This is a genomic window from Pseudomonas sp. ASL3 (assembly GCF_056680425.1).
Genome location: NZ_CM155281.1, coordinates 5,889,535 through 5,911,119, shown reverse-complemented (window position 1 = coordinate 5,911,119; position 21,585 = coordinate 5,889,535). Strand labels below are relative to the sequence as shown.

Annotated in this window: 18 protein-coding genes and 2 pseudogenes; 14 read left to right on the top strand and 6 right to left on the bottom strand. The window is 58.9% G+C overall.

Annotated elements, in window-relative coordinates; genetic code table 11:
- Positions 1-66 precede the first annotated feature (66 nt).
- The 5 genes from yrfG (at position 67) to AC1MEE_RS27025 (ending at position 5,735) form a co-directional block, all read left to right on the top strand.
- Positions 67-729, top strand: a complete 663-nt coding sequence (yrfG, locus tag AC1MEE_RS27045; RefSeq protein WP_480412542.1) for a GMP/IMP nucleotidase — start codon at positions 67-69, stop codon at positions 727-729.
- 134 nt (positions 730-863) lie between these two features.
- Positions 864-1,751, top strand: a complete 888-nt coding sequence (locus AC1MEE_RS27040) for a LysR family transcriptional regulator (RefSeq protein WP_480412541.1) — start codon at positions 864-866, stop codon at positions 1,749-1,751.
- Positions 1,752-1,845: 94 nt separating this feature from the next.
- Positions 1,846-2,685, top strand: a complete 840-nt coding sequence (fdhD, locus tag AC1MEE_RS27035; protein WP_480412540.1) for a formate dehydrogenase accessory sulfurtransferase FdhD — start codon at positions 1,846-1,848, stop codon at positions 2,683-2,685.
- Positions 2,682-5,027 (top strand): FdhF/YdeP family oxidoreductase, encoded by a 2,346-nt coding sequence (locus tag AC1MEE_RS27030; protein ID WP_480412539.1) that lies wholly within the window; start codon positions 2,682-2,684, stop codon positions 5,025-5,027. Before fdhD ends, AC1MEE_RS27030 begins: the two co-directional genes overlap by 4 nt.
- A 222-nt stretch (positions 5,028-5,249) precedes the next feature.
- The gene (locus AC1MEE_RS27025; RefSeq protein WP_480412538.1) at positions 5,250-5,735 is read left to right on the top strand and encodes a glycine zipper domain-containing protein; all 486 of its coding nucleotides are present in this window, start codon (positions 5,250-5,252) and stop codon (positions 5,733-5,735) included.
- A 64-nt stretch (positions 5,736-5,799) separates the two neighbouring features.
- Here AC1MEE_RS27025 and AC1MEE_RS27020 read toward each other — a convergent pair whose 3' ends face one another.
- Together AC1MEE_RS27020 and AC1MEE_RS27015 are read right to left on the bottom strand one after the other, a co-directional pair.
- Positions 5,800-6,231 carry an acyl-CoA thioesterase gene (locus tag AC1MEE_RS27020; protein ID WP_480412537.1) on the bottom strand — a complete coding sequence of 144 codons (432 nt, stop codon included), beginning with the start codon at positions 6,229-6,231 and terminating at the stop codon, positions 5,800-5,802.
- A gap of 152 nt (positions 6,232-6,383) precedes the next feature.
- Positions 6,384-8,318 (bottom strand): RecQ family ATP-dependent DNA helicase, encoded by a 1,935-nt coding sequence (locus AC1MEE_RS27015; RefSeq protein ID WP_480412536.1) that lies wholly within the window; start codon positions 8,316-8,318, stop codon positions 6,384-6,386.
- A gap of 98 nt (positions 8,319-8,416) precedes the next feature.
- Here AC1MEE_RS27015 and AC1MEE_RS27010 point away from each other — a divergent pair.
- Positions 8,417-8,692 (top strand): annotated as a pseudogene (locus AC1MEE_RS27010) (hypothetical protein); the annotation flags it as partial.
- 174 nt (positions 8,693-8,866) lie between these two features.
- Positions 8,867-9,112: pseudogene (locus AC1MEE_RS27005) on the top strand (IS110 family transposase); the annotation flags it as partial.
- Between the two features lie 82 nt (positions 9,113-9,194).
- Here AC1MEE_RS27005 and rsmD read toward each other — a convergent pair.
- Genes rsmD through AC1MEE_RS26990 form a run of 3 tightly spaced genes read right to left on the bottom strand, consistent with a single transcriptional unit; the run spans position 9,195 to position 12,638 of the window.
- Complete coding sequence (rsmD, locus tag AC1MEE_RS27000; protein ID WP_480412535.1) at positions 9,195-9,794, bottom strand: 16S rRNA (guanine(966)-N(2))-methyltransferase RsmD; 600 nt, start codon at positions 9,792-9,794, stop codon at positions 9,195-9,197.
- A complete protein-coding gene (locus tag AC1MEE_RS26995; RefSeq protein ID WP_480412534.1) occupies positions 9,794-11,290 on the bottom strand; it encodes a M16 family metallopeptidase in 1,497 nt (498 codons plus the stop codon). Before AC1MEE_RS26995 ends, rsmD begins: the two co-directional genes overlap by 1 nt.
- Positions 11,283-12,638, bottom strand: coding sequence for a M16 family metallopeptidase (locus tag AC1MEE_RS26990; RefSeq protein WP_480412533.1), 1,356 nt, complete (start codon positions 12,636-12,638; stop codon positions 11,283-11,285). The genes AC1MEE_RS26995 and AC1MEE_RS26990 overlap by 8 nt, the downstream gene beginning before the upstream one ends.
- A gap of 227 nt (positions 12,639-12,865) precedes the next feature.
- On the opposite strand from AC1MEE_RS26990, the gene ftsY reads away from it, so the two are divergent.
- From ftsY to AC1MEE_RS26955, 7 genes are all read left to right on the top strand, one after another.
- Positions 12,866-14,392 carry a signal recognition particle-docking protein FtsY gene (gene ftsY, locus AC1MEE_RS26985; protein WP_480412532.1) on the top strand — a complete coding sequence of 509 codons (1,527 nt, stop codon included), beginning with the start codon at positions 12,866-12,868 and terminating at the stop codon, positions 14,390-14,392.
- Positions 14,389-15,060, top strand: coding sequence for a cell division ATP-binding protein FtsE (gene ftsE / locus AC1MEE_RS26980; protein ID WP_480412531.1), 672 nt, complete (start codon positions 14,389-14,391; stop codon positions 15,058-15,060). The genes ftsY and ftsE overlap by 4 nt, the downstream gene beginning before the upstream one ends.
- Positions 15,057-16,085: a permease-like cell division protein FtsX gene (gene ftsX, locus AC1MEE_RS26975; RefSeq protein WP_480412530.1), complete on the top strand. Its 1,029-nt coding sequence runs from the start codon at positions 15,057-15,059 to the stop codon at positions 16,083-16,085. The genes ftsE and ftsX overlap by 4 nt, the downstream gene beginning before the upstream one ends.
- Before the next feature lie 112 nt (positions 16,086-16,197).
- On the top strand, positions 16,198-17,052 hold the full coding sequence (gene rpoH / locus AC1MEE_RS26970) for an RNA polymerase sigma factor RpoH (protein WP_480412529.1): 855 nt from the start codon (positions 16,198-16,200) through the stop codon (positions 17,050-17,052).
- A gap of 211 nt (positions 17,053-17,263) precedes the next feature.
- Complete coding sequence (locus tag AC1MEE_RS26965) at positions 17,264-18,346, top strand: hydrolase (RefSeq protein WP_480412528.1); 1,083 nt, start codon at positions 17,264-17,266, stop codon at positions 18,344-18,346.
- Positions 18,347-18,377: 31 nt separating this feature from the next.
- A complete protein-coding gene (locus AC1MEE_RS26960) occupies positions 18,378-19,103 on the top strand; it encodes an AzlC family ABC transporter permease (RefSeq protein ID WP_480412527.1) in 726 nt (241 codons plus the stop codon).
- Positions 19,100-19,423, top strand: a complete 324-nt coding sequence (locus AC1MEE_RS26955; protein WP_480412526.1) for an AzlD domain-containing protein — start codon at positions 19,100-19,102, stop codon at positions 19,421-19,423. Before AC1MEE_RS26960 ends, AC1MEE_RS26955 begins: the two co-directional genes overlap by 4 nt.
- Positions 19,424-20,260: 837 nt before the next feature.
- On the opposite strand, the gene AC1MEE_RS26950 is transcribed toward AC1MEE_RS26955, so the two are convergent.
- On the bottom strand, positions 20,261-21,499 hold the full coding sequence (locus tag AC1MEE_RS26950) for an ISL3 family transposase (protein WP_480412525.1): 1,239 nt from the start codon (positions 21,497-21,499) through the stop codon (positions 20,261-20,263).
- Positions 21,500-21,585 lie beyond the last annotated feature (86 nt).

Sequence of the window (21,585 nt, the reverse complement as noted above, 5' to 3'; positions counted from 1 at the left end):
CGTGGCTTTTCTGATTGTCTGTGTCGGAAATGACAACGTTATTCATTCACCGCCCGAGAGACCTGAATGCCTTCTTTACCCTGGCGCGACATTGATACCGTTCTGCTCGATATGGACGGCACCCTGCTCGACCTGCATTACGACAACCATTTCTGGCTGGAACACCTGCCGCAGCGCTATGCCGACCTGCATGGGGTCAGCCGGGCCATGGCGGAGCTGGAGATGGCGCCGCTGTTCGAGAATAATGCCGGCACGCTCAACTGGTACTGCCTGGACTTCTGGAGCGCGGAGTTGAAACTGCCACTGCGCGAGCTGAAAAAGGAAACCGCCGACCTGATTTCTCTGCGCCCGGATGCCGAAACCTTTCTGGCGGCAATCAAGCAGGCCGGCAAACGCGTGATCATGATCACCAACGCCCACCGCGACTCGCTGTCATTGAAAATGGAACGGGTTCAACTGGCGCCCTACTTCGAACGCATGATCAGTTCCCACGACTACGGTTTTCCCAAAGAGAACCCGCAGTTCTGGGACGCGCTGCACGCCGACATTGTGTTCGAGCCGAGCCGCAGCCTGTTTATCGATGACACCCTGCCCATCCTGCGCAGCGCCCAGAAGTTCGGCATTGCCCATCTGCTGGCCGTCAGCGAGCCTGACAGCCGCAAAGGCCCGAAGGACACCGAAGAGTTCGCGGCGCTGGGGGACTATCGGGAGTTGATTGTGGGGCTTTGATCTAAAACCGTGTCGACCTCTTCGCAGCGGGACGCGTAGTTGCAAGCCTGCTCCCACAGAGGATCGCGTGCCTTTGTGGGAGCAGGCTTGCCTGCGAAGACTGAAGTGCTGTAACACAAAAAACCGGAGCGAACATGGACATCAAACAACTGAAATTCCTCATCGCCCTCGACGAGACCCGGCACTTCGGTCAGGCGGCGGCGCGCTGCCATATCACTCAGCCGACCTTGTCCATGCGCCTGCGCAGCCTGGAAGAAGAGCTCGAACTACCGCTGGTCAATCGCGGCCAGCGCTTCGAAGGTTTTACCGCGCCGGGTGAACGGGTATTGGCCTGGGCGCGGACGGTATTGGCCGCGTATGACGGTTTGCAGGCCGAAGCCGCTGCCTGTCGCGGACATCTGGTCGGCACCTTGCGTCTGGGCGTGGTGCCCCTGTCGAGTTTCGATCCGCTGGCGCTGATGCAACGTCTGCATCAGTTGCACCCAAATCTGCGTTTCGAACTGTCGTCGCTCAGCTCCGAGCAGGTGCTGGAGCAATTGGCGAGCAATCAGCTGGATCTGGGCGTGTCGTATCTGGAGCGGCTGGATGGCGAGCGTTTTGACTCCCTGTCCCTGGCACAAACACGCATGGGCCTGCTTTACGACCACCGTCACTTCAACTTCGACGAACAGCCACTGAGCTGGGAAAGCTTGATCGAACTGCCCTTGGGCTTGCTGACCAGTGGCATGCACTTTCGCCAGTCCATCGACCACAACTTCCACAGCCGCGGCCTGACCCCCCTGCCGCTATTGCAAACCGACGCTGTCCATCAGTTGCTACAAGCGGTGCATGGCGGATTCTGCTGCGCGATCATGCCCCTCGAAGGCGGGCTCGAAACATTGACCGAACACCTGCGCCTGCACCCCATCGCTGATGCCCAGACCCTGGCTCGCCTCGGCCTGATCATGCGTCGCAGTGCGCCACGCTCCGCGCTGGCCGAGGCGTGTTTCGCCGCGTACCAACGCATCATCGAGGCGTCTTGATCGACGCCATCTATCAAGGCATCAAAACTGGCGATTAGACGTCAACCAGCGAGCAGCCTAGGCTAAAGGTTGAATAATCTGCCGGTACTTTCCCATGCACGCCAAGCGCACGGTCAGCACGGCGCCCGCACTGAATTCGCCCGCGCCCACCGCAAGTCAGTCCTACAGCTACTCGAACCTTGAGCGCGAAGACTCTGCGCGTACCGCACTTGCCGAGGAAGTGGCCCTGGCCATCACCTACAACGGTATCAGCCAGGCGGTGATGCTGGTCAGCCCCAACGATCTTGAAGATTTCATCGTCGGTTTCAGTCTAGGCAGCGGCATCATTGCCTCCCCCGATGAAATCTATGACCTGAAACTCAGCGGCTCCGGCTCTGCGCAGTACGCCCAGGTGGAAATCGCCAGCCGTGCTTTCTGGAGCCTCAAGCAGCAGCGGCGTCAGATGGCCGGCACCAGCGGTTGTGGGCTGTGCGGCGTGGAGGCGATCGAACAAGCCTTACCCGAACTCAATGTATTGCCGGGCGCGCCATTGCCACCGGCGATCTGGCTGGACGGGCTGCGCCAACGCATCAGTGCGTTCCAGCCGCTGGGCCAGCATTGCGGCGCGGTGCATGCCGCGTTGTTCATGGACAGCAACGGCGAACTGCTGCTGGGTCGCGAAGACATTGGCCGACACAACGCCCTCGACAAACTGATCGGCGCCCTGATACGTCAAGGAATCCCTTTGACAGGCGGGATCGCCATCGTCACCAGCCGTTGCAGCCTGGAATTGATCCAGAAAGTGCTGCGCGCCGGCATCCAGACGCTGGTCAGCCTGTCCTCGCCCACCGGCCTGGCCCTGCAATGGGCGCGTCGACACAACCTCAATTTAATCCACCTGCCGCAACACAGTGCGCCGCGGGTTTATAGCCCTGCCATAGAGAACCAAGCGTGAGCACTCATCATCAAGCCGACAAAACCCCGACCCCTCGCCACAAGCTCTACAAGCCCTACAAGGGCCCTGCCGGTGGCTGGGGCGCACTGATCAGTGTGACCCAGGCGTGGCTGACCAGTGATAACGCGCTGAAGAACCTCCGCATGATGCTCAAGACCAACCAGAATGGTGGTTTCGACTGCCCTGGCTGCGCCTGGGGTGATTCGCCGGAAAGCGGCATGGTCAAGTTCTGCGAGAACGGCGCCAAAGCGGTCAACTGGGAAGCCACCAAGCGCCGTGTCGATGCCTCGTTCTTCGCCCGTTACAGCGTCAGCGCCCTGCGCGAGCAAAGCGACTACTGGCTCGAATACCAGGGCCGCCTGACCGAGCCCATGAGCTACAACGCCGAGACCGATCGCTACACGCCGATCAGTTGGGATGATGCGTTTGCCCTGATCAGCAAACACCTGGTCAATCTGCCAAGCCCGGACATGGCCGAGTTCTATACCTCGGGCCGGGCCAGCAACGAAGCCGCCTACCTGTATCAGCTGTTTGTGCGCGCTTACGGCACCAACAACTTCCCCGACTGCTCGAACATGTGCCACGAAGCCAGTGGTGTCGCGATGGCGCAAAGCGTTGGCGTCGGCAAAGGCACGGTGACGTTCGATGACTTCGAACACGCCGATGCGATTTTCGTCCTCGGCCAGAACCCCGGCACTAACCACCCACGCATGCTCGAACCGCTACGTGAAGCGGTCAAACGGGGCGCGCAAGTGGTGTGCGTCAACCCGCTCAAAGAGCGTGGCCTGGAACGCTTCCAGCATCCACAACACCCGCTGGAAATGCTCACCAACGGCTCGGAGCCGACCAACAGCGCGTACTTCCGCCCGGCATTGGGTGGCGACATGGCGCTATTGCGTGGCATGGCCAAGTACCTACTGCAATGGGAACGCGAGACTCAGGCCAACAACGCACCACCGGTGTTCGATCATGCCTTTCTCAACGAACACACGGACGGTGTGCTCGATTACCTGGCGACCATCGATGACACCTCATGGGAGGAGATCATTGAGCAGTCCGGCCTGCCCCTCGCTGATATCGAGAAAGCGGCGCAGATGTACAGCAAAGGCCAGAAAGTCATCATGTGCTGGGCGATGGGCATCACTCAGCATCGCCATTCGGTGCCAACCATTCAGGAAATCGCCAACCTGATGCTGCTGCGCGGCAACATCGGCAAGCCAGGTGCAGGCCTGTGCCCGGTGCGTGGTCACAGTAACGTGCAGGGCGACCGGACCATGGGCATCAACGAGCGCCCTCCGGCGTTCTTCCTTGATGCGCTGGAGAAGCGCTTTCAGTTCAAAGTCCCGCGTACCAATGGCCACAATGTGGTTGAAGCCATCCATGCCATGCTCGAAGGCCGTTCTAAAGTGTTTATCGGCCTGGGCGGTAACTTCGCCCAGGCCACACCGGACAGCGCGCGCACCGTCGAAGCACTGGGCAAATGCGACCTGACCGTGCAGATCAGCACCAAGCTCAACCGCAGCCACCTGACTCACGGCAAGCAGGCGTTGATCCTGCCGTGCTTCGGCCGTACCGATATCGATATGCAGGCCGATGGCCCGCAAGCGGTGACCGTGGAAGACTCGTTCAGCATGGTCCACGCCTCTAACGGCCAGTTGCAGCCGCTGTCCAGACAGATGCGTTCGGAGCCGGCGATCATCGCAGGCATCGCTGCCGCGACCCTGGGCAAGCAGCCTGTGGATTGGCTGTGGCTGACCGCCGATTACAGCCGCATTCGTGACCTGATCGCCGACACTATTCCAGGCTTCACAGACTTTAATCAGCGGCTGAAAAATCCGGGCGGTTTCTACCTTGGCAACGCGGCCAGTGAACGGCGCTGGAATACCAAAACGGCTCGGGCCAACTTCAAGGCCAACGTCCTGCCCCTGGACCTGGTGCATGAAAGCGTGCGTTCGACCGGCCAGATTCCGGACCTGATCATGCAATCCATGCGTTCACACGATCAGTACAACACCACTATTTATGGTTTGGACGACCGTTATCGCGGGGTAAAAGGTCAGCGTGATGTGCTGTTCGTCAACGAGGCCGACATCATTCGCCTGGGCTTCAAACCGGGGCAGAAAGCGGACTTGATCTCGATCTGGGACGATGGCCGCGAGCGTCGCGTCAAAGGCTTCACCCTGCTGGCGTTCGACATCCCTGCCGGGCAAGCCGCCGCGTACTACCCGGAGGTGAACCCGTTGGTGCCGCTGGAAAGCGTCGGTGATGGCAGCCATACGCCGACGTCCAAGTTCGTCGCGATTCGTCTGGAAGCGGCAAGTGATAACGGGCGAATCATGTAAGCTCCGCCTATGGAGCAAACTAAGTAGTTGCCCATAAAAAAGGCCTCTTTTGCATAAAAGAGGCCGACGGCAAGTAGTTTATGACTGCCACTCCCAACTAAAGTTCCGGATGAAAAACAGTAAGTTAGTGTTTTTTTACAACTAGTGTTATTCGTCGGATTTCTATTGTTACAAGTTCTCTCCGGCCTCAGGATCGCGCCGTCATCCATCTGAGGCTCTCACATGAAGTATTCCTCGATTCTGTTGTTGTCCCTGGGCCTGGTCAGTGGTTTTGCCTCGGCAGGCGGTACCGCTGAAGCCGGCGTGGGCGGGGCATTGGGTGGGGTACTCGGTTCGGTTGTCGGCCAACAACTGGGCGGCAAGACAGGTTCAGCCATTGGTGCTGGCTTGGGCGGTGCGGCAGGTGGCGCAGTGGGCGCGAATCGCCACAACCGCGCTGAAGCGGCCATTGGCGGGGGCCTGGGCGCAGCCGGCGGCAACGTGGTCGGCCGCAGCCTCGGCGGCAACACCGGCAGCCTGATCGGCGCGGCAGCGGGCGGCGGCGCAGGCGGTGCGTTGGGCAACTACATGGGCAATGAAAGCCGTAATGAGGGTGGCGGTGATCGCCGCTACCGTGGTCACGACGATCGTCGTGAGTACCGCCATGAGTACCGCCATCATGGTCACGGCCATCACAAACACTGGGATCACGATCGCGGCCGTTGGTGATTGCGCTGAATCTACATCTGTCGCTGGCTGCCCTCAAAAGCAGCCAGCGCTGCTTTCAGGCCCGCTAAACCAATAATTGCCCCAGCGCCTCACGCAAGCCGCCGGGAATCGGCACGGGCTGATTCGAAGCCCGATCCACAAATACATGCACAAAGCATCCCGCCGCACAGGCCTCTTCCGCACCGGCCTTGAACACCGCCAACTCATACTGCACCGAGCTGTTACCCAGCTTGCCAACCCGCACGCCGATCTCGATCAGGTCCGGGTACGCGATCGAAGCAAAGTAATCGCACGACGAACTCACCACAAACCCCACCACCTCACCGTCATGAATATCCAGACCGCCACGCTCGATCAGGTAGCTATTCACCGCGCTGTCGAAAAAGCTGTAGTACGTCACGTTGTTCACGTGCCCGTAGATATCGTTGTCGTGCCAACGGGTAGTGATCGGCTGGAAGTGACGATAGTCAGCGCGTTGCGGGGTTTGATCGGTCATAAGCGGGTCTCTGAATTGTGGAGAGGAATGCGCAGACCCATTGTAGGAGCTGCCGAAGGCTGCGATCGACTACAAAGTGGTCGTAATCAAGGACGGCCTATCGCAGCCTTCGGCAGCTCCTACATGAGGTCAGTGCCGGGGCTCTAACAGCTTTATCCAGCCATAGCCCTTTCTGCCCAATCCCGCACCTGCGCATAGGGATAATCCTCAAGCACGGCAAAACCCTTGATCCCACGCGCCTTGAGCTTGGTAAACAACGGCACGCTGATTCCGCACAGGAATCGGGTCAGGCACTCGGCACTCGGGACACTGCCGCTGTAATCCTGATGCTTGCGTATAAACTCGCCACACAGGTCATGAACACTCCTTTCAACCAGGCTCGGCAAAGCGGGCGGTTCCGGCAACCGGGCGATATGCCCATGGCACACCGAGCAGTGCCCGCACGGCTCAGGCGCCTGATGATCGCCAAAATATTGGGCGAGGCGATGACTCAAGCACTGCTCGGTGGCGAACAGGTCGAGCATGGCGTGGATACGAGCGATTTCCGTGGTTTCGTGCTGTTTGAAATAGTCGTGCAGCTCAAGGCTGAGCGCCTCGGGATCAAAGTCTGAAATGAGCAGGTTGTACACCTCAGTCATCTGTTTGCTTTCCAGCTCGATCCAACCCTTCTCCTGGAAATAATCCAGCGCCGTGACCACTCGGCCACGCTCGGCTTGATGCTGTTGATACAGGGCGTCGAAGCTCACCGTAGCCCAGGTCCGTGCCCGACTTGAGGTCTCGATGATCGCCTCGACGAACTGCCGCCGCTCGCCTTCGAAGCGCTGCACGAGCGCATCGGGTTCGATCAGAAATTTGAATCGGTATTCCGCGAAATAGGAAAACCGCGGGGCTATGATGCCGCGCAGCTCCAGTTGCACCAGCAAGGTTTTCAACGGCAGCTGGCGGATATTGCTCTGATCGGAGAGCGGCCCCAGCAGCAACTCCCACTGCCCATCCTCGGTCGCGACGAGCAATTCATCGAGCACGTTCCGGATGCCGGTGTATTCCGGCGTGTCGCCGTAAACGAAGTTCTCCAGTACGTTGAGGCTGTCGCGGTTGGCCAATACCAGACAGTCAGACCGCTCGCCGTCACGCCCGGCCCGGCCAATTTCCTGGCTGTAATTCTCGATGGATTTCGGCAAATCGAAATGCACGACATTGCGGATGTCGCTCTTGTCGATGCCCATGCCAAACGCGATGGTGGCGACGATGCAATTCAACCGCCCACCCATGAATTGCCGCTGAATCGACTCACGCTGATCGTGGGGCAAACCGGCGTGATAAGCGCTGGCCCCGATGCCGTTCTGGCTCAAGTGTGCGGCGATCTGTTCGGCAGTCTTCTGCAACGTGACGTAAACGATAGTCGGCTGACCGCGGCGCTCGCCCAACCACTCGACCAATCGTCGACGCTTGTCGCGGCCACTCACGGGCTCGATTAGTAGATTGAGGTTGGGACGATAGAAGCCCGTAGTCACCACGTCGTCCGGGGCGATTGCGAACTTGGCCTGCATATCGGCGATCACCTTCGGCGTGGCGGTGGCCGTCAGCAATAGCGCCTGTGGGATCTGGAACTGACGCAGGTAGTCCGGCAGCTTAAGATAGTCCGGGCGAAAGTTATGGCCCCACTCGGAAATGCAGTGCGCCTCGTCCACCACCAGCAACGAAATCGGCACCTGCGCGATGAAATGGCGAAAACGCTCGTTCTTCAGCCGCTCCACCGAAATCATCAGAATCTTCAACTCGCCTGAGCGGGCGCGCGCCATCACCTGCGCCACATCATCGCGACTCTGCGCCGAATCGATACTCGCCGCCGCAATGCCATGACGCTGCAAAAACGCCAACTGATCCTGAATCAACGCCAACAACGGCGATACCACCAGCGTCAGATGCGGCAACAACAACGCCGGCAACTGATAACACAACGACTTGCCCGACCCCGTCGGAAAAATAGCCGCCGCCGAACGCCCCGCCAACACCGCCCCGATTGCAGCTTCCTGCCCGGGCCGAAACTGTGGATAACCGAACACCTGCTCAAGACTTTTATACATAGCCACTCCATTGACCGCCGGGAAGGTGCTAGACCATAACCCGACGCGGGCGATTGCACACGTAAAGGGAGTGATCGGGATCATCTCAGGAAGTTTCATCCTTCCTTACCGAAAACATCCGCGAATCGGATGGCCGCGACCGCTATCGCGCCCAATGGCGCGTCTTCAACAACCCTATCGAAGACAACAGCGTCTGCTTCAACTTCCCCCAAGAGCTCACCGAACACTTCGAATGCCGAAAGGCCGCGCAAGTGTTCTTCAAGGAAGAATGCCGAGATTGGACGAAACGTTGAGATAACAACCGGGAGGAACAAAGCAAGTTGACGGAACAACGGTATTGCACAGCGGCGGGAAGCTTTAATCCGGCGGGTTGAAGCGCAAATCCTTTACGGCCGCGGTGCCTATCGGAGACCATCGCCATGAACAAAGTAGATATCGTCGCCATCGATCTGGGAAAACATAGCTTTCACGTCCATGCACAGGATGATCGCGGACGTGAGCTTTATCACAAGAAATTCAATCGCGCGGGCATCGCTAAACACTTGGTACTTCTCGGGATCAGCAAGCGAGGTGATCGAAACCAGAGGCGGCTGCTCATCCAGTGTGCGAGGGTTTATTTGATTTTTCTGGATCGACAGAGCGGTACCCTGGCGGACTGGGTGCGCAATCTGCTGCGAACCCACCACACCAACCTTGTGGTCTGCGCCTTGGCCAACAAACTGGCGAGAATCGCGTGGGCGATCGCAGCACATCACAGTGAATTCAAGGCAGGGCCAAGCACAATGAACGCCTGACCCTGCCGTTATCGAGCACCACCCACCTGGTTTTGCGATGCTGGACAACAGATGACGTGAACGGCAAACCGGTCTGACGGAGTCAGTCGAGTGTCTCTACGGTCCGCTGCCACAACGCGTAATACACCTGCCCGGCCTTTTTCTCGCGGTGCAAACGCCAGCTGGCCGGCAGGCCGAGGGTGGAGGGTGGGGTTTCGCTTTCGGTGTAAATCCACGCCTCGTCGGCCAGCCAGTTCCGCTCTTCCAGCAGCGCACAGGCGGCGGGTAGCAGGCCCTGATGAAACGGCGGATCGAGGAACACCACGTCAAATGGGCTGGCCGGTTGGCTTTCCAGATGACGTAGCGCGTCGGTGTGTTGTACCTGACCCACTGTGCACCCAAGCGCGCTCAGGTTCTGTTTCAAACTGGCAATCGCCGCTGCACTGTTGTCCAGCGCCAGGCCCATGCTTGCACCACGGGACAGGGCTTCGAAGTACAGTGCACCGCTGCCGGTGAAGACATCCAGCACACGGGCGCCCTCGATGTGAGCGGCCAGCCAGTTGAACAGCGTTTCACGCACACGATCTGGTGTCGGGCGCAGGCCGGGGGCGTCGGGGAAGGTCAGGCGACGACTGCCCCATTCGCCACCGATGATGCGGAGTTGACCCAGGCCGTTATGGCCCTTCGGTCTTGGATTGGCCATTAATGCTCCGGGACGCCGAGGGGTTGTTCGACGGGGTTATCAGTAGGGGGTGGCAAGGGTTTTTGCTCGACCGTTGGACCGGCCGTGACAATCACCATCTTGTCTGCACTCAAATGTTTGCTCATCGCAGCTTTGACTTGCTCGACGGTTACGCTTTGCGCTTGCTGCATGAAGTCTTCGAGGTAGGTCAGCGGCAGATTGTAGAAACCAATGGCGCCCAGTTGACCGACGATGTCGGCATTACTTGCTGTGGACAGCGGGAAGCTGCCGGACAGTTCGCGCTTGGCGTCGTCCAGTTCTTTCTGGGTCGGGCCCGTGACGAGGAAGTCACGCACGATGTCCTGCACCAGTTTCAGGGTGTTTTCGCTGAGTTCGGCGCGGGTTTGCAGGCCGATCACGAACGGACCTTGCACCTCCATCGGGGTGAAGCCCGAAGAGACACCGTAGGTCAGGCCGCGCTTCTCCCGCACTTCCGTCATCAAGCGACTGCCGAAACCGCCACCGCCGAGCACCGAGTTGCCCAGGGTCAGCGCGACGTAATCCGGGTCGTTACGGTCGATCCCCAGTTGCGCGAGCAGCAAGTGCGTCTGCTTGGAAGCGAAGTTGATGTGGGTTTCGTCTGCTTTGGGTTCCACCGGTTCCGCGATTTTCGGTAGGGCCGGGCCTTTAGGCAGGGCGGCGGACACCTGAGCAGCGACCGCTTCGGCCTCGGCGCGGGACAGATCGCCTACCAGCGCGATCACGACATTGCCTGCGGCATAGGCTTTGGCGTGGAACGCTTTGAGTTGCGCGATGCTGATTGGTGTAATGCTTTTGGCGGTGCCGTCGCTCGAATGAGCATAAGGGTGTTCGCCATAGAGGCGCTTGAACAGCTCCATGCCGGCCAGTTTGGCGGGGTTTTGTTTCTGGTATTCGAAACCGGCCAGTAACTGGTTCTTGATCCGCGCCAGAGAGTCCGCAGGGAACGTCGGTTTACCCACCACCTCGGCAAACAGCTTCAGCGCGGGCTCGCGTTTATCCACGGCACTGAGGCTTCGCAGGGACGCTACGGCCATGTCGCGATACGCGCCATTGCCAAAGTCGGCGCCCAGACCTTCGAAGCCTTCAGCGATGGCGCTCACATTTTTGCCGGCTACCCCTTCGTTGAGCATGGCATTGGTCAGCACAGCGATGCCGGGCGTGCCTTGATCCTGGCTGCTGCCAGCGGCGAAGGTCAGGCGCATGTCGAACATCGGCAATTCTCGCGCCTCGACGAACATCACCTTGGCGCCCTCGGCGGTTTTCCAAGTCTGGATATTCAAGGTACGCCGGGCGGGCGCCTTGCCGTCGAGTTCTTTCAGCGATTGCAGGTTGTTGGTTGTGGTGCCGGTGGTCGAGGCATCTTTAGCAACGTCTTCAGCCTGCGCAGGCAGGACGCTAAATAGCCCGAGTATCGTGGCCAGCACCATGGCTCCCATACCGAGCTGCGCGTAATGCAAACCCTTGCGCTCACTCATGTGCTTTCTCCTCGGGCAAAACGTGCGCAACGCTGAGGCGCTCGCGGATGAAATAAGTGCGAGCGGCTTTCTGGATGTCAGCCGGGGTTACGCTTTTCAGCGCCTCCAGTTCTTCGTCGATGAGTTTCCACGACAGGCCAACGCTCTCCAGCTCGCCGATGGTGCTGGCCTGGCTGGTTATCGAGTCGCGTGAGTAGACCAGGCTGGCAATCAGCTGCGCCCGAACCCGTTCCAGTTCTGCATTGGTCGGCGGTGTGGTTTTCAACTCATCCAGCAGCCGCCAGATACCGGCTTCGGTGTCGGCCAGGGTTTTCTTCTTCTGCACGTTGGGGGTGGCGCTGATCATGAACAGGCCGTCGCCACGGCTGAAGGCGCCGTAACTCGACGAGGCGCCAGAAACCAATTCCTCGCCACGCTCCAGGCGGGTCGGGATGCGTGCGCTGTAGCCGCCGTCGAGCAGGGCGGAAATCAGACGCAAGGCGTTGACCAGGCGCGGATCTTGCGCAGTGGACAGGCTCGGCACGTTGAAGCCGTACATCAGGCTTGGCATTTGAGTCTGCACATGCAGGGTGATTTTGCGTTCACCGGGCTCGGCCAGCTCTAGCGGAATTTTCGACGGCGGCACATCGCGCCGAGGGATAGGACCGAAATAGCGTTGCGCCAGGGCTTTGACATCATCGGGTTGCACATCGCCGACCACCACCAGCGTGGCGTTGTTCGGCACGTACCAGGCTTGGTACCAGTGACGCAGCTCTTCGACATTCATCCGGTCCAGGTCGGCCATCCAGCCGATGGTCGGCGTGTGGTAGCCGCTGGCGGGGTAAGCCATGGCCTTGAAGCGCTCATAGGCTTTGGCGCCGGGCTTGTCGTCGGTGCGCAGGCGACGTTCTTCCTTGATCACTTCGATCTCGCGGCTGAACTGGTCGGCAGGCAAGAGCAGGCTGGCCATGCGATCGGCTTCCAGCTCGAAGGCCACCCCCAGTCGGTCACGGGCCAATACCTGGTAATACGCGGTGTAGTCGTCGCTGGTGAACGCGTTTTCCTCGGCGCCGAGGTCGCGCAGGATCAGTGAGGCCTGACCGGGGCCAACGTTTTTGCTGCCTTTGAACATCATGTGTTCCAGGGCGTGGGACAAACCGGTCTGGCCAGGGGTTTCATAGCTGGAACCGACTTTGTACCAGACCTGCGAAACCACCACGGGTGCACGGTGATCTTCACGGACGATGACTTTCAGGCCATTGTCCAGGGTGAATTCGTGAGTAGGTTGCGGGTCTGCGGCCAGTGCTGACAGCGGCAGACAAACTGTGCTGAGCAGCAGGCCTGCGGCGCGGCGGGCTAGAGCATTCATTCGTTTTTGAACCTGTAAGACGGCCTGCTTGAACTTAGCGTCGGCGGGCGCGGAGGTGCTAGGATACTGATCCGTTCGACCGCCGACCACGGCTAGATGCTTTTGCTTCTTATAGATAGAAGCCCTCGCGGGTGAACAAGCCGGGTCAAAAGCAGTCTGTTTCGCATTGACAGAATTTTTCAGAGGCGCCGCATTGGCGCGTCGCTACCTTGAGATAGCCGTCCTCCATGTTTGGTTCCAACGACGACAAGAAGACCCCAGCTCCGGCTGCAGAGAAAAAAAGCCTGTTCGGATGGCTGCGCAAAAAGCCGCAGGAAGCCGTTACCGAGCAGCCACAAAACTTATCCACAGCAGCACCCGAGCCGGTCATCGACCACGCGCCGGTGGCTGTTGAGCCACAGTTCGCGCCGCAATCGGTGCCAGAGCCTGTCACTGAATCACTACCACCCGTCGCCCCTGCGCCACAGCCCTGGCTGGTGTTGCCGGTGGCCGAAGAGTCGGTGGCGCTGATCGATGAGCTTGTGCCGCACGTTACGCCGCCGATTCCGCTGCAGAGCGCATCGTTTGTGCAACCGCTGCCGGTAGAGCTGCCTCCTGTCGTCGTACCTGAAGCGGTTGTTGTTTCCGAGCCGATAGTTGCGCTTGAGCCGACAGCTGCGCCTCAGCCGGTTATCGTGCCAGCACTCGTTGTAGTGCCTGTTGCAGTGCCTGTTGTAGCGCCGGCACTCAAACCTGTTGTGGTGGTTGAAGCTGCACCTGCTCCGGCCCCGGTCAGCCCGGCACCGACAGAAGCCAGTAAAGAAGCCAGTAAAGAAGCCCACAAAGCCAGCTTCTTCGCCCGCCTCAAGCAAGGCTTGTCGAAAACCAGCGCCAGCCTGGGCGAGGGCATGGCCAGCCTGTTCCTCGGCAAGAAGGCGATCGACGATGACCTGCTCGAAGAAATCGAAACCCGTCTGCTGACCGCCGATGTGGGTGTCGAAGCGACCTCGGTGATCATTCAAAGCCTGACCCAGAAGGTCGCGCGCAAGCAGCTGACTGACAGCGACGCACTGTATAAATCGCTGCAAGGCGAGCTGACAGCCCTGCTCAAGCCGGTCGAGAAGCCACTGGTCATCACATCGCAGCACAAGCCGTTCGTGATTCTGGTGGTCGGTGTCAATGGCGCCGGCAAAACCACGACCATCGGCAAGCTGGCGAAGAAACTTCAACTCGAAGGCAAGAAAGTCATGCTCGCGGCAGGTGACACTTTCCGTGCGGCGGCGGTGGAGCAGCTACAGGTCTGGGGTGAGCGCAATCACATCCCGGTCATCGCTCAACACACCGGTGCGGATTCGGCCTCGGTTATCTTCGATGCAGTGCAGGCGGCCAAGGCTCGCGGTATCGATGTGCTGATCGCGGACACCGCTGGTCGTCTGCACACCAAAGACAACTTGATGGAAGAGCTGAAAAAAGTTCGCCGGGTCATCGGCAAGCTCGACGCCGACGCGCCCCATGAAGTGCTGTTGGTGCTGGACGCCGGCACTGGGCAGAACGCAATCAATCAGGCCAAGCAGTTCAACCAGACGGTGACCCTGACCGGCCTGGCCCTGACCAAGCTCGACGGTACCGCCAAGGGCGGCGTGATCTTCGCCCTGGCCAAGCAATTCGGCCTGCCGATCCGTTATATCGGTGTCGGTGAAAGCATTGACGATTTGCGTACCTTTGAAGCAGAACCCTTTGTTCAAGCTCTATTTGCCGAGCGGGAGCGCATATGATTCGTTTCGAACAGGTCGGTAAACGCTATCCGAACGGACACGTCGGCTTGCATGAGCTGAGCTTTCGAGTTCGACGTGGTGAGTTTTTGTTTGTCACCGGCCACTCCGGCGCCGGTAAAAGTACCCTGTTGCGTCTGCTGCTCGCCATGGAGCGACCGACGACTGGCAAATTGCTGCTGGCCGGTCAGGATCTGGGGCAGATCAGCACTGCGCAGATCCCGTTCCTGCGGCGACAGATTGGCGTGGTGTTCCAGAATCACCAGTTGCTGTTCGATCGCACGGTATTCAATAACATCGCCCTGCCGCTGCAAATTCTTGGGCTGTCCAAAGCGGAAATCACCAAGCGCGTCGACTCGGCCCTGGAGCGCGTGGCGCTCTCGGACAAAACCGATCTGTACCCAGGTGATTTATCCACAGGCCAGCAGCAGCGCGTCGGCATCGCCCGGGCCATCGTTCACCGTCCGGCCTTGCTGCTGGCCGATGAACCGACCGGTAACCTCGATCCACGGCTGGCAGCGGAAATCATGGGTGTATTCGAAGACATCAATCGCTTGGGCACCAGCGTGCTGATCGCCAGCCATGACCTGACCCTGATTGCGCGCATGCGTCATCGCATGCTGACCTTGCAACGCGGCCGCTTGATCGGCGACGGGGAGGCTGGAGTATGAGTGCCACACGCACCCCGAAAGTGTCGGATCGAGTCGCGCCCAAGGCCGCCGAACCGACGCCGCAGAAAAAGAAAAAACCTCGGGACGACGAGGACGGCCCGGACTTCAGCACCTTGCTTAACGCCTGGCTGGAAGCCCATCGCTCCAGTCTGGTCGACAGCCTGCGCCGTCTCGGCAAACAGCCGATTGGCAGCTTTTTTACCTGTCTGGTGATGGCCATTGCCTTGAGCCTGCCCATGGGCTTGTCTTTGCTGCTCAGCAACGTCGAGCGTCTGGGCGGTTCGTGGCAGCGTGCGGCGCAGATTTCGCTGTACCTGCAACTGGATGCCAGCGCCAATGAGGGCGATGAGCTGAGTCAGCAGATCAAGCGGATGCCCGGCGTGGCCAATGCCGAATACATAAGCAATGAGCAGGCATTGGCTGAGTTCCAGCAGCAATCCGGGCTCGGTGAAGCATTGAAGGAGTTACCGCAGAACCCGCTTCCGGGCGTGGTGCTGGTGACGCCCAAAGAAGTGGACAAGCCCGCTCTGGAAGCGTTGCGCACGCAACTGGCGGAGTTGCCCAAGGTTCAGCAGGCTCAGCTCGATCTGGTCTGGGTCGAACGTCTGGCCGCGATTCTCAAGCTGGGTGACCGCTTCGTCTTCGGCCTGACCGTGCTGCTGGTTTTGGCGTTGCTGTTAGTAATTGGTAACACAATTCGTCTACACATTGAGAACCGCCGCACCGAGATCGAAGTGATCAAGTTGGTGGGCGGTACTGACAGTTATGTGCGTAGACCTTTTCTGTATATGGGCGCGCTGTATGGCCTGGGGGCGGGTTTTCTGTCTTGGGGCGTGCTCGCCTACGGTCTGAATTGGCTCAACGATGCAGTGGTTGGGCTGGCAGGCTTGTACGGAAGTGACTTCTCTCTGGCTGGCGTGCCCTTAGCCGATGGTCTGTCTCTCTTGCTTGGAGCGGTCCTGTTAGGGTATATCGGTGCTTGGATTGCGGTAGCCCGCCATTTAAGAGAGCTGGCACCTCGTTGATATTTATTTTTTCTATTGACACTTTCAGCGGTTTAGGGAACTTGTTTAGCGGTTTCCGGTCAATTTCGCAGTGCTGAACTGCACGAGTATGTAAGTCGGAGGTTTTTGTCGTATGACCACTTCTTTGCAACCTGTTTATGCATTAGTCCCAGGCGCAAACCTGGAGGCCTATGTGCACACGGTCAACAGCATTCCCTTGCTGACGCCCGAGCAGGAGCGTGAACTGGCCGAGAGTCTCTATTATGAGCAGGATCTTGGGGCGGCTCGGCAGATGGTGCTCGCCCACCTGCGTTTTGTCGTGCATATCGCACGCAGCTATTCCGGTTATGGCCTGGCACAGGCTGACCTGATTCAGGAAGGCAACGTCGGCCTGATGAAAGCCGTCAAACGCTTCAACCCGGAAATGGGTGTGCGTCTGGTGTCGTTCGCCGTGCACTGGATCAAGGCTGAAATTCACGAATTCATTCTGCGCAACTGGCGCATCGTCAAAGTCGCCACCACCAAGGCGCAGCGCAAACTGTTCTTCAATCTGCGCGGCCAGAAAAAACGCCTTGCCTGGCTGAACAACGAAGAAGTTCATCGTGTGGCGGAAAGCCTCGGCGTAGAGCCACGCGAAGTACGCGAGATGGAAAGCCGCCTGACCGGCCATGACATGGCTTTCGATCCGGCTGCCGAAGCGGATGACGACAGTGCGTTCCAGTCGCCAGCCAATTATCTGGAAGATCACCGTTACGATCCGGCCCGGCAGTTGGAAGACTCCGACTGGACCGATAACTCCACCACCAATCTGCACCAGGCGCTGGAAGTGCTCGACGAGCGTAGCCGTGACATTCTTTATCAGCGCTGGCTGGCTGAAGAGAAATCAACGCTGCACGACTTGGCGCAGAAGTACAACGTCTCCGCCGAGCGCATTCGTCAGCTGGAAAAGAGTGCGATGAACAAGCTCAAACTGTCGATCGCTGCGTAAACCAGCTACTCGATATACAAAAACGCCCCGATCTGATCGGGGCGTTTTTTTTGTGGAGCGCATCAATCCCTTGTAGGAGCAGGCTTGCCTGCGAATGGGCCGGGGCGCGCGAAGGTGATACCTCAGGCATACCGCATTGGGTCATCGAACCCCTACCGCTCAAGAAAAATCCGGCACGCCGCTCTGCAGTTGTGGCAACGTAAGCCCACGCATGCCAACGAGTCCGAAAGTGCCTATTCAGCCCGCTACGCCGACGCCTCCAGCCCCTTTCATTCCCGCCTTGGGCTTGGGAAACCCACACCTGCAAACGTTGTGGGGCCCGTTGTTGCGCAAGAAAACCCGGCTGGAGCGACAGCGTGAGCGGATCTGGTTGGCCGATGGCGACTTTCTCGATTTGGACTGGTATGGCCCGCATGAGGCGAATAGCCCGCTGGTACTGGTGTTGCATGGCCTGACCGGTTCGTCGAACTCGCTTTATGTGGTGGGCTTGCAGCGGGCGTTGGCGCGGCAGGGTTGGGCCAGCGTGGCGCTGAATTGGCGCGGCTGTTCGGGGGAACCCAATCTGTTGCCGCGCAGTTACCATTCCGGTGCCAGCGAAGACCTCGCCAGTGTGGTCGCCCATGTGCGGGCGAAGCGACCGTTGGCGCCGCTGTATGCAGTCGGTTATTCCCTGGGCGGCAACGTGCTGCTGAAGTACCTCGGCGAAAAAGGCAGCAACAGCTCGCTGCTGGGAGCCGTCGCGGTCTCGGTGCCGTTTCGCCTGGATGAATGCGCCGATCGCATCGGTCAGGGCTTCTCCAAGGTCTATCAAGCGCATTTCATGCGGGAAATGCTCGCCTACATCAAAGACAAACAGCGACGCTTCCAGCATGAAGGGCTCAGTGAAGGCCTCGCCGAACTGTCGGCCCTCGGCTCGCTGGAAAACATGCGCACCTTCTGGGATTTCGATGGCCGGGTCACCGCGCCACTGCACGGTTTTGTCGACGCCAAGGACTACTACCGCCGCTCGTCGAGTCGCTACTTTCTCGGTGAGATCCGCACGCCAACGCTGATCATCCATGCTGCGGACGATCCTTTCGTGTTTACCCACAGCCTGCCCGACCCCGCTGAGCTGTCGGCTTCTACGCACTTCGAACTGCAAGCCCGAGGCGGGCATGTGGGGTTCGTCGAGGGCTCGCTGAAAAACCCGAGTTACTACCTCGAACGGCGAATCCCGCTGTGGCTCAGCACTGCCCATGGCACCGACGTGGCTGCGCAGGCCAGCGCAAGATCGTTCAAGACAGGTTTCTCCTGACTGCCTAAGATGCGGGCACAAGGAGAAATACATGTCCCGCTATCAGCTTTATTCCCGTGGCCTACGCGACAGCGTACCGATGCTCGTCGGCATCGCGCCGTTCGGCATCATTTTTGGCACCCTGGCAGGCGTAGGCGGCTTGACGCTGTGGCAGGCGCTGGGGATGTCTGTGTTCGTCTACGCCGGTTCCGCGCAATTTATCGTCGTCAGCCTGATGGGCGCGGGCGCCAGTGCAGTGGTGATTCTGCTAACTACCTTCATCGTCAACTTGCGCCATGTGCTGTACAGCGCCACGTTGCAGCCGCAGGTCAATGAACTGCCGCAGCGCTGGCGAGTGTTGCTGGCGTTCTGGCTGACCGACGAAACGTTTGCTGTGGTCCAGCGTTATTACCTGGTGCATGGCCGTTCGGCGCTGGGGCATTGGTATTGGCTCGGCGTCGCCAGCGCGCTGTATGCCTGCTGGGTGAGCAGTTCGGTGGTGGGCGTGCTGTTCGGTCAAGCGGTGCCGGATCTGGCTGGCTGGGGGCTGGAGTTCGCCATGCTCGCGACCTTTATCGGCATCGTCGTACCGCTGTTACGCAATCAACCGCAAATTGCGGCAGCCCTGGCGGCTGGCGCAGTGGCATTGATGACCCACACCTGGCCTTACAAACTCGGGCTGATGGCGGCTGCATTTAGCGGGATTGCTGTCGGCGTGCTGCTTGAACGGCGCGCTGCCGCAGTCGACCCAGCGTCAAGTCACGGGGTGCACTCATGAGTTACTGGTGGCTGATTTTCGGCATGGCCGCGATCACCTTTCTGATGCGCTACAGCCTGTTCGCCTGGCCGCATCTGCGCTTCCCCCCCGTCGTTCGCCAAGGGCTGCATTACGTGCCGACGGCGGTACTGACGGCGATTGTGGTGCCGGGCATGCTACTGCCCGATGGTGAGCATTGGCAGTTGACCCTGAACAACGCCTACCTGCTGGCCGGTCTGGTGGCCATCGCCATCGCCGCCTTCAGTCGCAATCTACTGGCGACCATCGGCGGCGGCTTGCTGGTGTTCTTTCTGTTGCGCTGGGCATTGGGGCAAATCTAATTCGCAGGCAAGCCTGCCCCCTCAAACAGAAGATAACCCTTTGTTTTTCCCTAAAAAATCATACTGAATTAGTCAGCTTCAACCCAGCTTCCGCGCTCTTGCACGGTAAGGTCCGGAAACCTTTCCGCTGGTTCTTGCGCGCCATGACAATTCCTCGCAGGATTGAGGGGCGCGCGGGGAGCACGGTGGCGAATGGATTCACTCTCTCATACGTGGTCACAGCTTGCTGTGCCGACAACGACTCCACGCCGATACCGTGCGGACCATTCTCCCACTCGGGTGCGGACACACCAGTGATGGCTACGGTCTTTGTCCCCGCGCGCACTTCGATTCTAGGACGTGCCCCTGTTTGCTGCGCGACAGCGTGACGTCGAAGACGGGGCGAGGCCTCCCACGGGTCTACTCGATCAACTAGATGTGGGAGCAGCTTGCCCGCGATGGACCGCGAAGCGGTCCCTAAAATGCTGAGCACAGTTCTATTACCAGAATCGAGTTCGCTGATTTTGCGACTGCTGCGCAGCCGATCGCGGGCAAGCGCGCTCCTACAAAATAATCTTTTTATTTCAGCTGGTTATGCGTCTTTGACGCTGCGCTGTCGCGCAGCAAACTGGGTCTCGATTCTGCCCGGAGGGCGTAGGAGCTGACTTGTCTGCGATAAGGGCCGAAGGACCTTCCAGCGGTGGTGAATTCACCATTTTTGCCAGCGCTTCGCACTGGATCGCAGACAAGTCAGCTCCTACAGTCGATCAGCGTCTAGTCGAAAATATCAGAAAGAAAAAATATTATTTATCAATGACTTAAAGGTTGTTTCAGGGGCTTCACCGGATCAAGTGGGTGTTATGAGTTTTGGAGACGTTCCGGGTATAAGTCCAAACCACCAAAATGAAAGTAAATGGCATTGCGAAAACGCTCCCGATTTCGAAACCCGCAAGAGCGTTGCTTGAGCCGTTGAATGCGTGCGTTCATGCTTTCTGCATGGCCGTTATGCAGGTTCAACACGATGGCGTTGACGATGCCCCACAGTCGTCGCTTGATCGTTTTGGCGACTTTCCACATCGGTGGCAGCCCACTGTTCAAGGCCCATTCCAGCCAGTGGTTCCACTGTTGTTCGACCTCATCCCGATCCTTACCTCGCCACAACTGCATGGCCAGATCTTTGATCGCCCACGCTTTGGCTGTACGCAACGAACCCTCTCGCAACGACTCGAAGGTTGCCTGTTGTCGCTCAGTCATGTTCTCAGCCCGCTTGAGCCAGACGTATTTCGTGTTCTTGAGCACCGTGGAGCCGGCCTTTAACAACTCGCGGTTCTCCATATGACGCACTCTGTCCAGCGCCTCACTCAACAGCTTGGCCACATGGAACTTGTCGAACGCTATTTTGTGCATGGCATCCGGAATATGACGCTGGGTCGCGCTGATAAAGGCGGGCCACATATCCATCGAAACGCCCGTAATAGCTTGCTTCTGGTCGCTATTGAGCTTCGTATAAAACGCTTCCAGGCTCTGGGTGAGGTTGCCGTCTTCCACATGCAAGACCTGACCCGTTGCGGGGTCGGTCACCACGGTGACGTACTCGCGACGCTTTTGAAACGAAGTCTCGTCCACACATATCTGGGTCGGTGATAACGGTTTTCGACGCGCCAATCCGCGTCTGACGGCGCGAGCCATGATCCGGTCAATGCTGCCCCAGCTTGTCTGGAGTTGACGCGAGACCGCCTGAATACTGGCTTCCTGGATCCAGTTGATCACCAATGCTTCAAACATCAAGGTGAAACCTGAACCAGCGTCTGCCCACGGGACCTCGACAGTCACCACGCCATGCTCGGCGCAATGAACTCTGGGCACCTCAGCCTCTAGAATGGTCACGAACTGACACGTATCAAGATGCCGCCAACGACGTTTGCGTTTGTCATAACGCGAAGCGTGCAGGCCACATTGCGGACAGGTGAACGCAGCAGCATCAGATACTCCAACGCCGACAACGACTTGCCCCAACGCACGGTCAAGGTTAACTGCGACCACTTTCCACGGTGCCTGGAGCCCAAGGATTTGGGTGTATAAATCGATATCTTTCATGGGGAGGAGAATAGATTACCCACTCAAAACGGTGAAGCCCCTTGTTTCAAATCAATCCATTGATTTTATTGAAGGAGTCACTCGGA

Excerpts from the sequence above, each read along its gene's own strand:
- yrfG (WP_480412542.1), top strand. The coding sequence starts at position 67 with ATGCCTTCTTTACCCTGGCGCGACATTGATACCGTTCTGCTCGATATG.
- AC1MEE_RS27040 (WP_480412541.1), top strand. The coding sequence starts at position 864 with ATGGACATCAAACAACTGAAATTCCTCATCGCCCTCGACGAGACCCGG.
- fdhD (WP_480412540.1), top strand. The coding sequence starts at position 1,846 with ATGCACGCCAAGCGCACGGTCAGCACGGCGCCCGCACTGAATTCGCCC.
- AC1MEE_RS27025 (WP_480412538.1), top strand. The coding sequence starts at position 5,250 with ATGAAGTATTCCTCGATTCTGTTGTTGTCCCTGGGCCTGGTCAGTGGT.
- AC1MEE_RS27020 (WP_480412537.1), bottom strand. The coding sequence starts at position 6,231 with ATGACCGATCAAACCCCGCAACGCGCTGACTATCGTCACTTCCAGCCG.
- AC1MEE_RS27015 (WP_480412536.1), bottom strand. The coding sequence starts at position 8,318 with ATGTATAAAAGTCTTGAGCAGGTGTTCGGTTATCCACAGTTTCGGCCC.
- rsmD (WP_480412535.1), bottom strand. The coding sequence starts at position 9,794 with ATGGCCAATCCAAGACCGAAGGGCCATAACGGCCTGGGTCAACTCCGC.
- AC1MEE_RS26995 (WP_480412534.1), bottom strand. The coding sequence starts at position 11,290 with ATGAGTGAGCGCAAGGGTTTGCATTACGCGCAGCTCGGTATGGGAGCC.
- AC1MEE_RS26990 (WP_480412533.1), bottom strand. The coding sequence starts at position 12,638 with ATGAATGCTCTAGCCCGCCGCGCCGCAGGCCTGCTGCTCAGCACAGTT.
- ftsY (WP_480412532.1), top strand. The coding sequence starts at position 12,866 with ATGTTTGGTTCCAACGACGACAAGAAGACCCCAGCTCCGGCTGCAGAG.
- ftsE (WP_480412531.1), top strand. The coding sequence starts at position 14,389 with ATGATTCGTTTCGAACAGGTCGGTAAACGCTATCCGAACGGACACGTC.
- ftsX (WP_480412530.1), top strand. The coding sequence starts at position 15,057 with ATGAGTGCCACACGCACCCCGAAAGTGTCGGATCGAGTCGCGCCCAAG.
- rpoH (WP_480412529.1), top strand. The coding sequence starts at position 16,198 with ATGACCACTTCTTTGCAACCTGTTTATGCATTAGTCCCAGGCGCAAAC.
- AC1MEE_RS26965 (WP_480412528.1), top strand. The coding sequence starts at position 17,264 with ATGCCAACGAGTCCGAAAGTGCCTATTCAGCCCGCTACGCCGACGCCT.
- AC1MEE_RS26960 (WP_480412527.1), top strand. The coding sequence starts at position 18,378 with ATGTCCCGCTATCAGCTTTATTCCCGTGGCCTACGCGACAGCGTACCG.
- AC1MEE_RS26955 (WP_480412526.1), top strand. The coding sequence starts at position 19,100 with ATGAGTTACTGGTGGCTGATTTTCGGCATGGCCGCGATCACCTTTCTG.
- AC1MEE_RS26950 (WP_480412525.1), bottom strand. The coding sequence starts at position 21,499 with ATGAAAGATATCGATTTATACACCCAAATCCTTGGGCTCCAGGCACCG.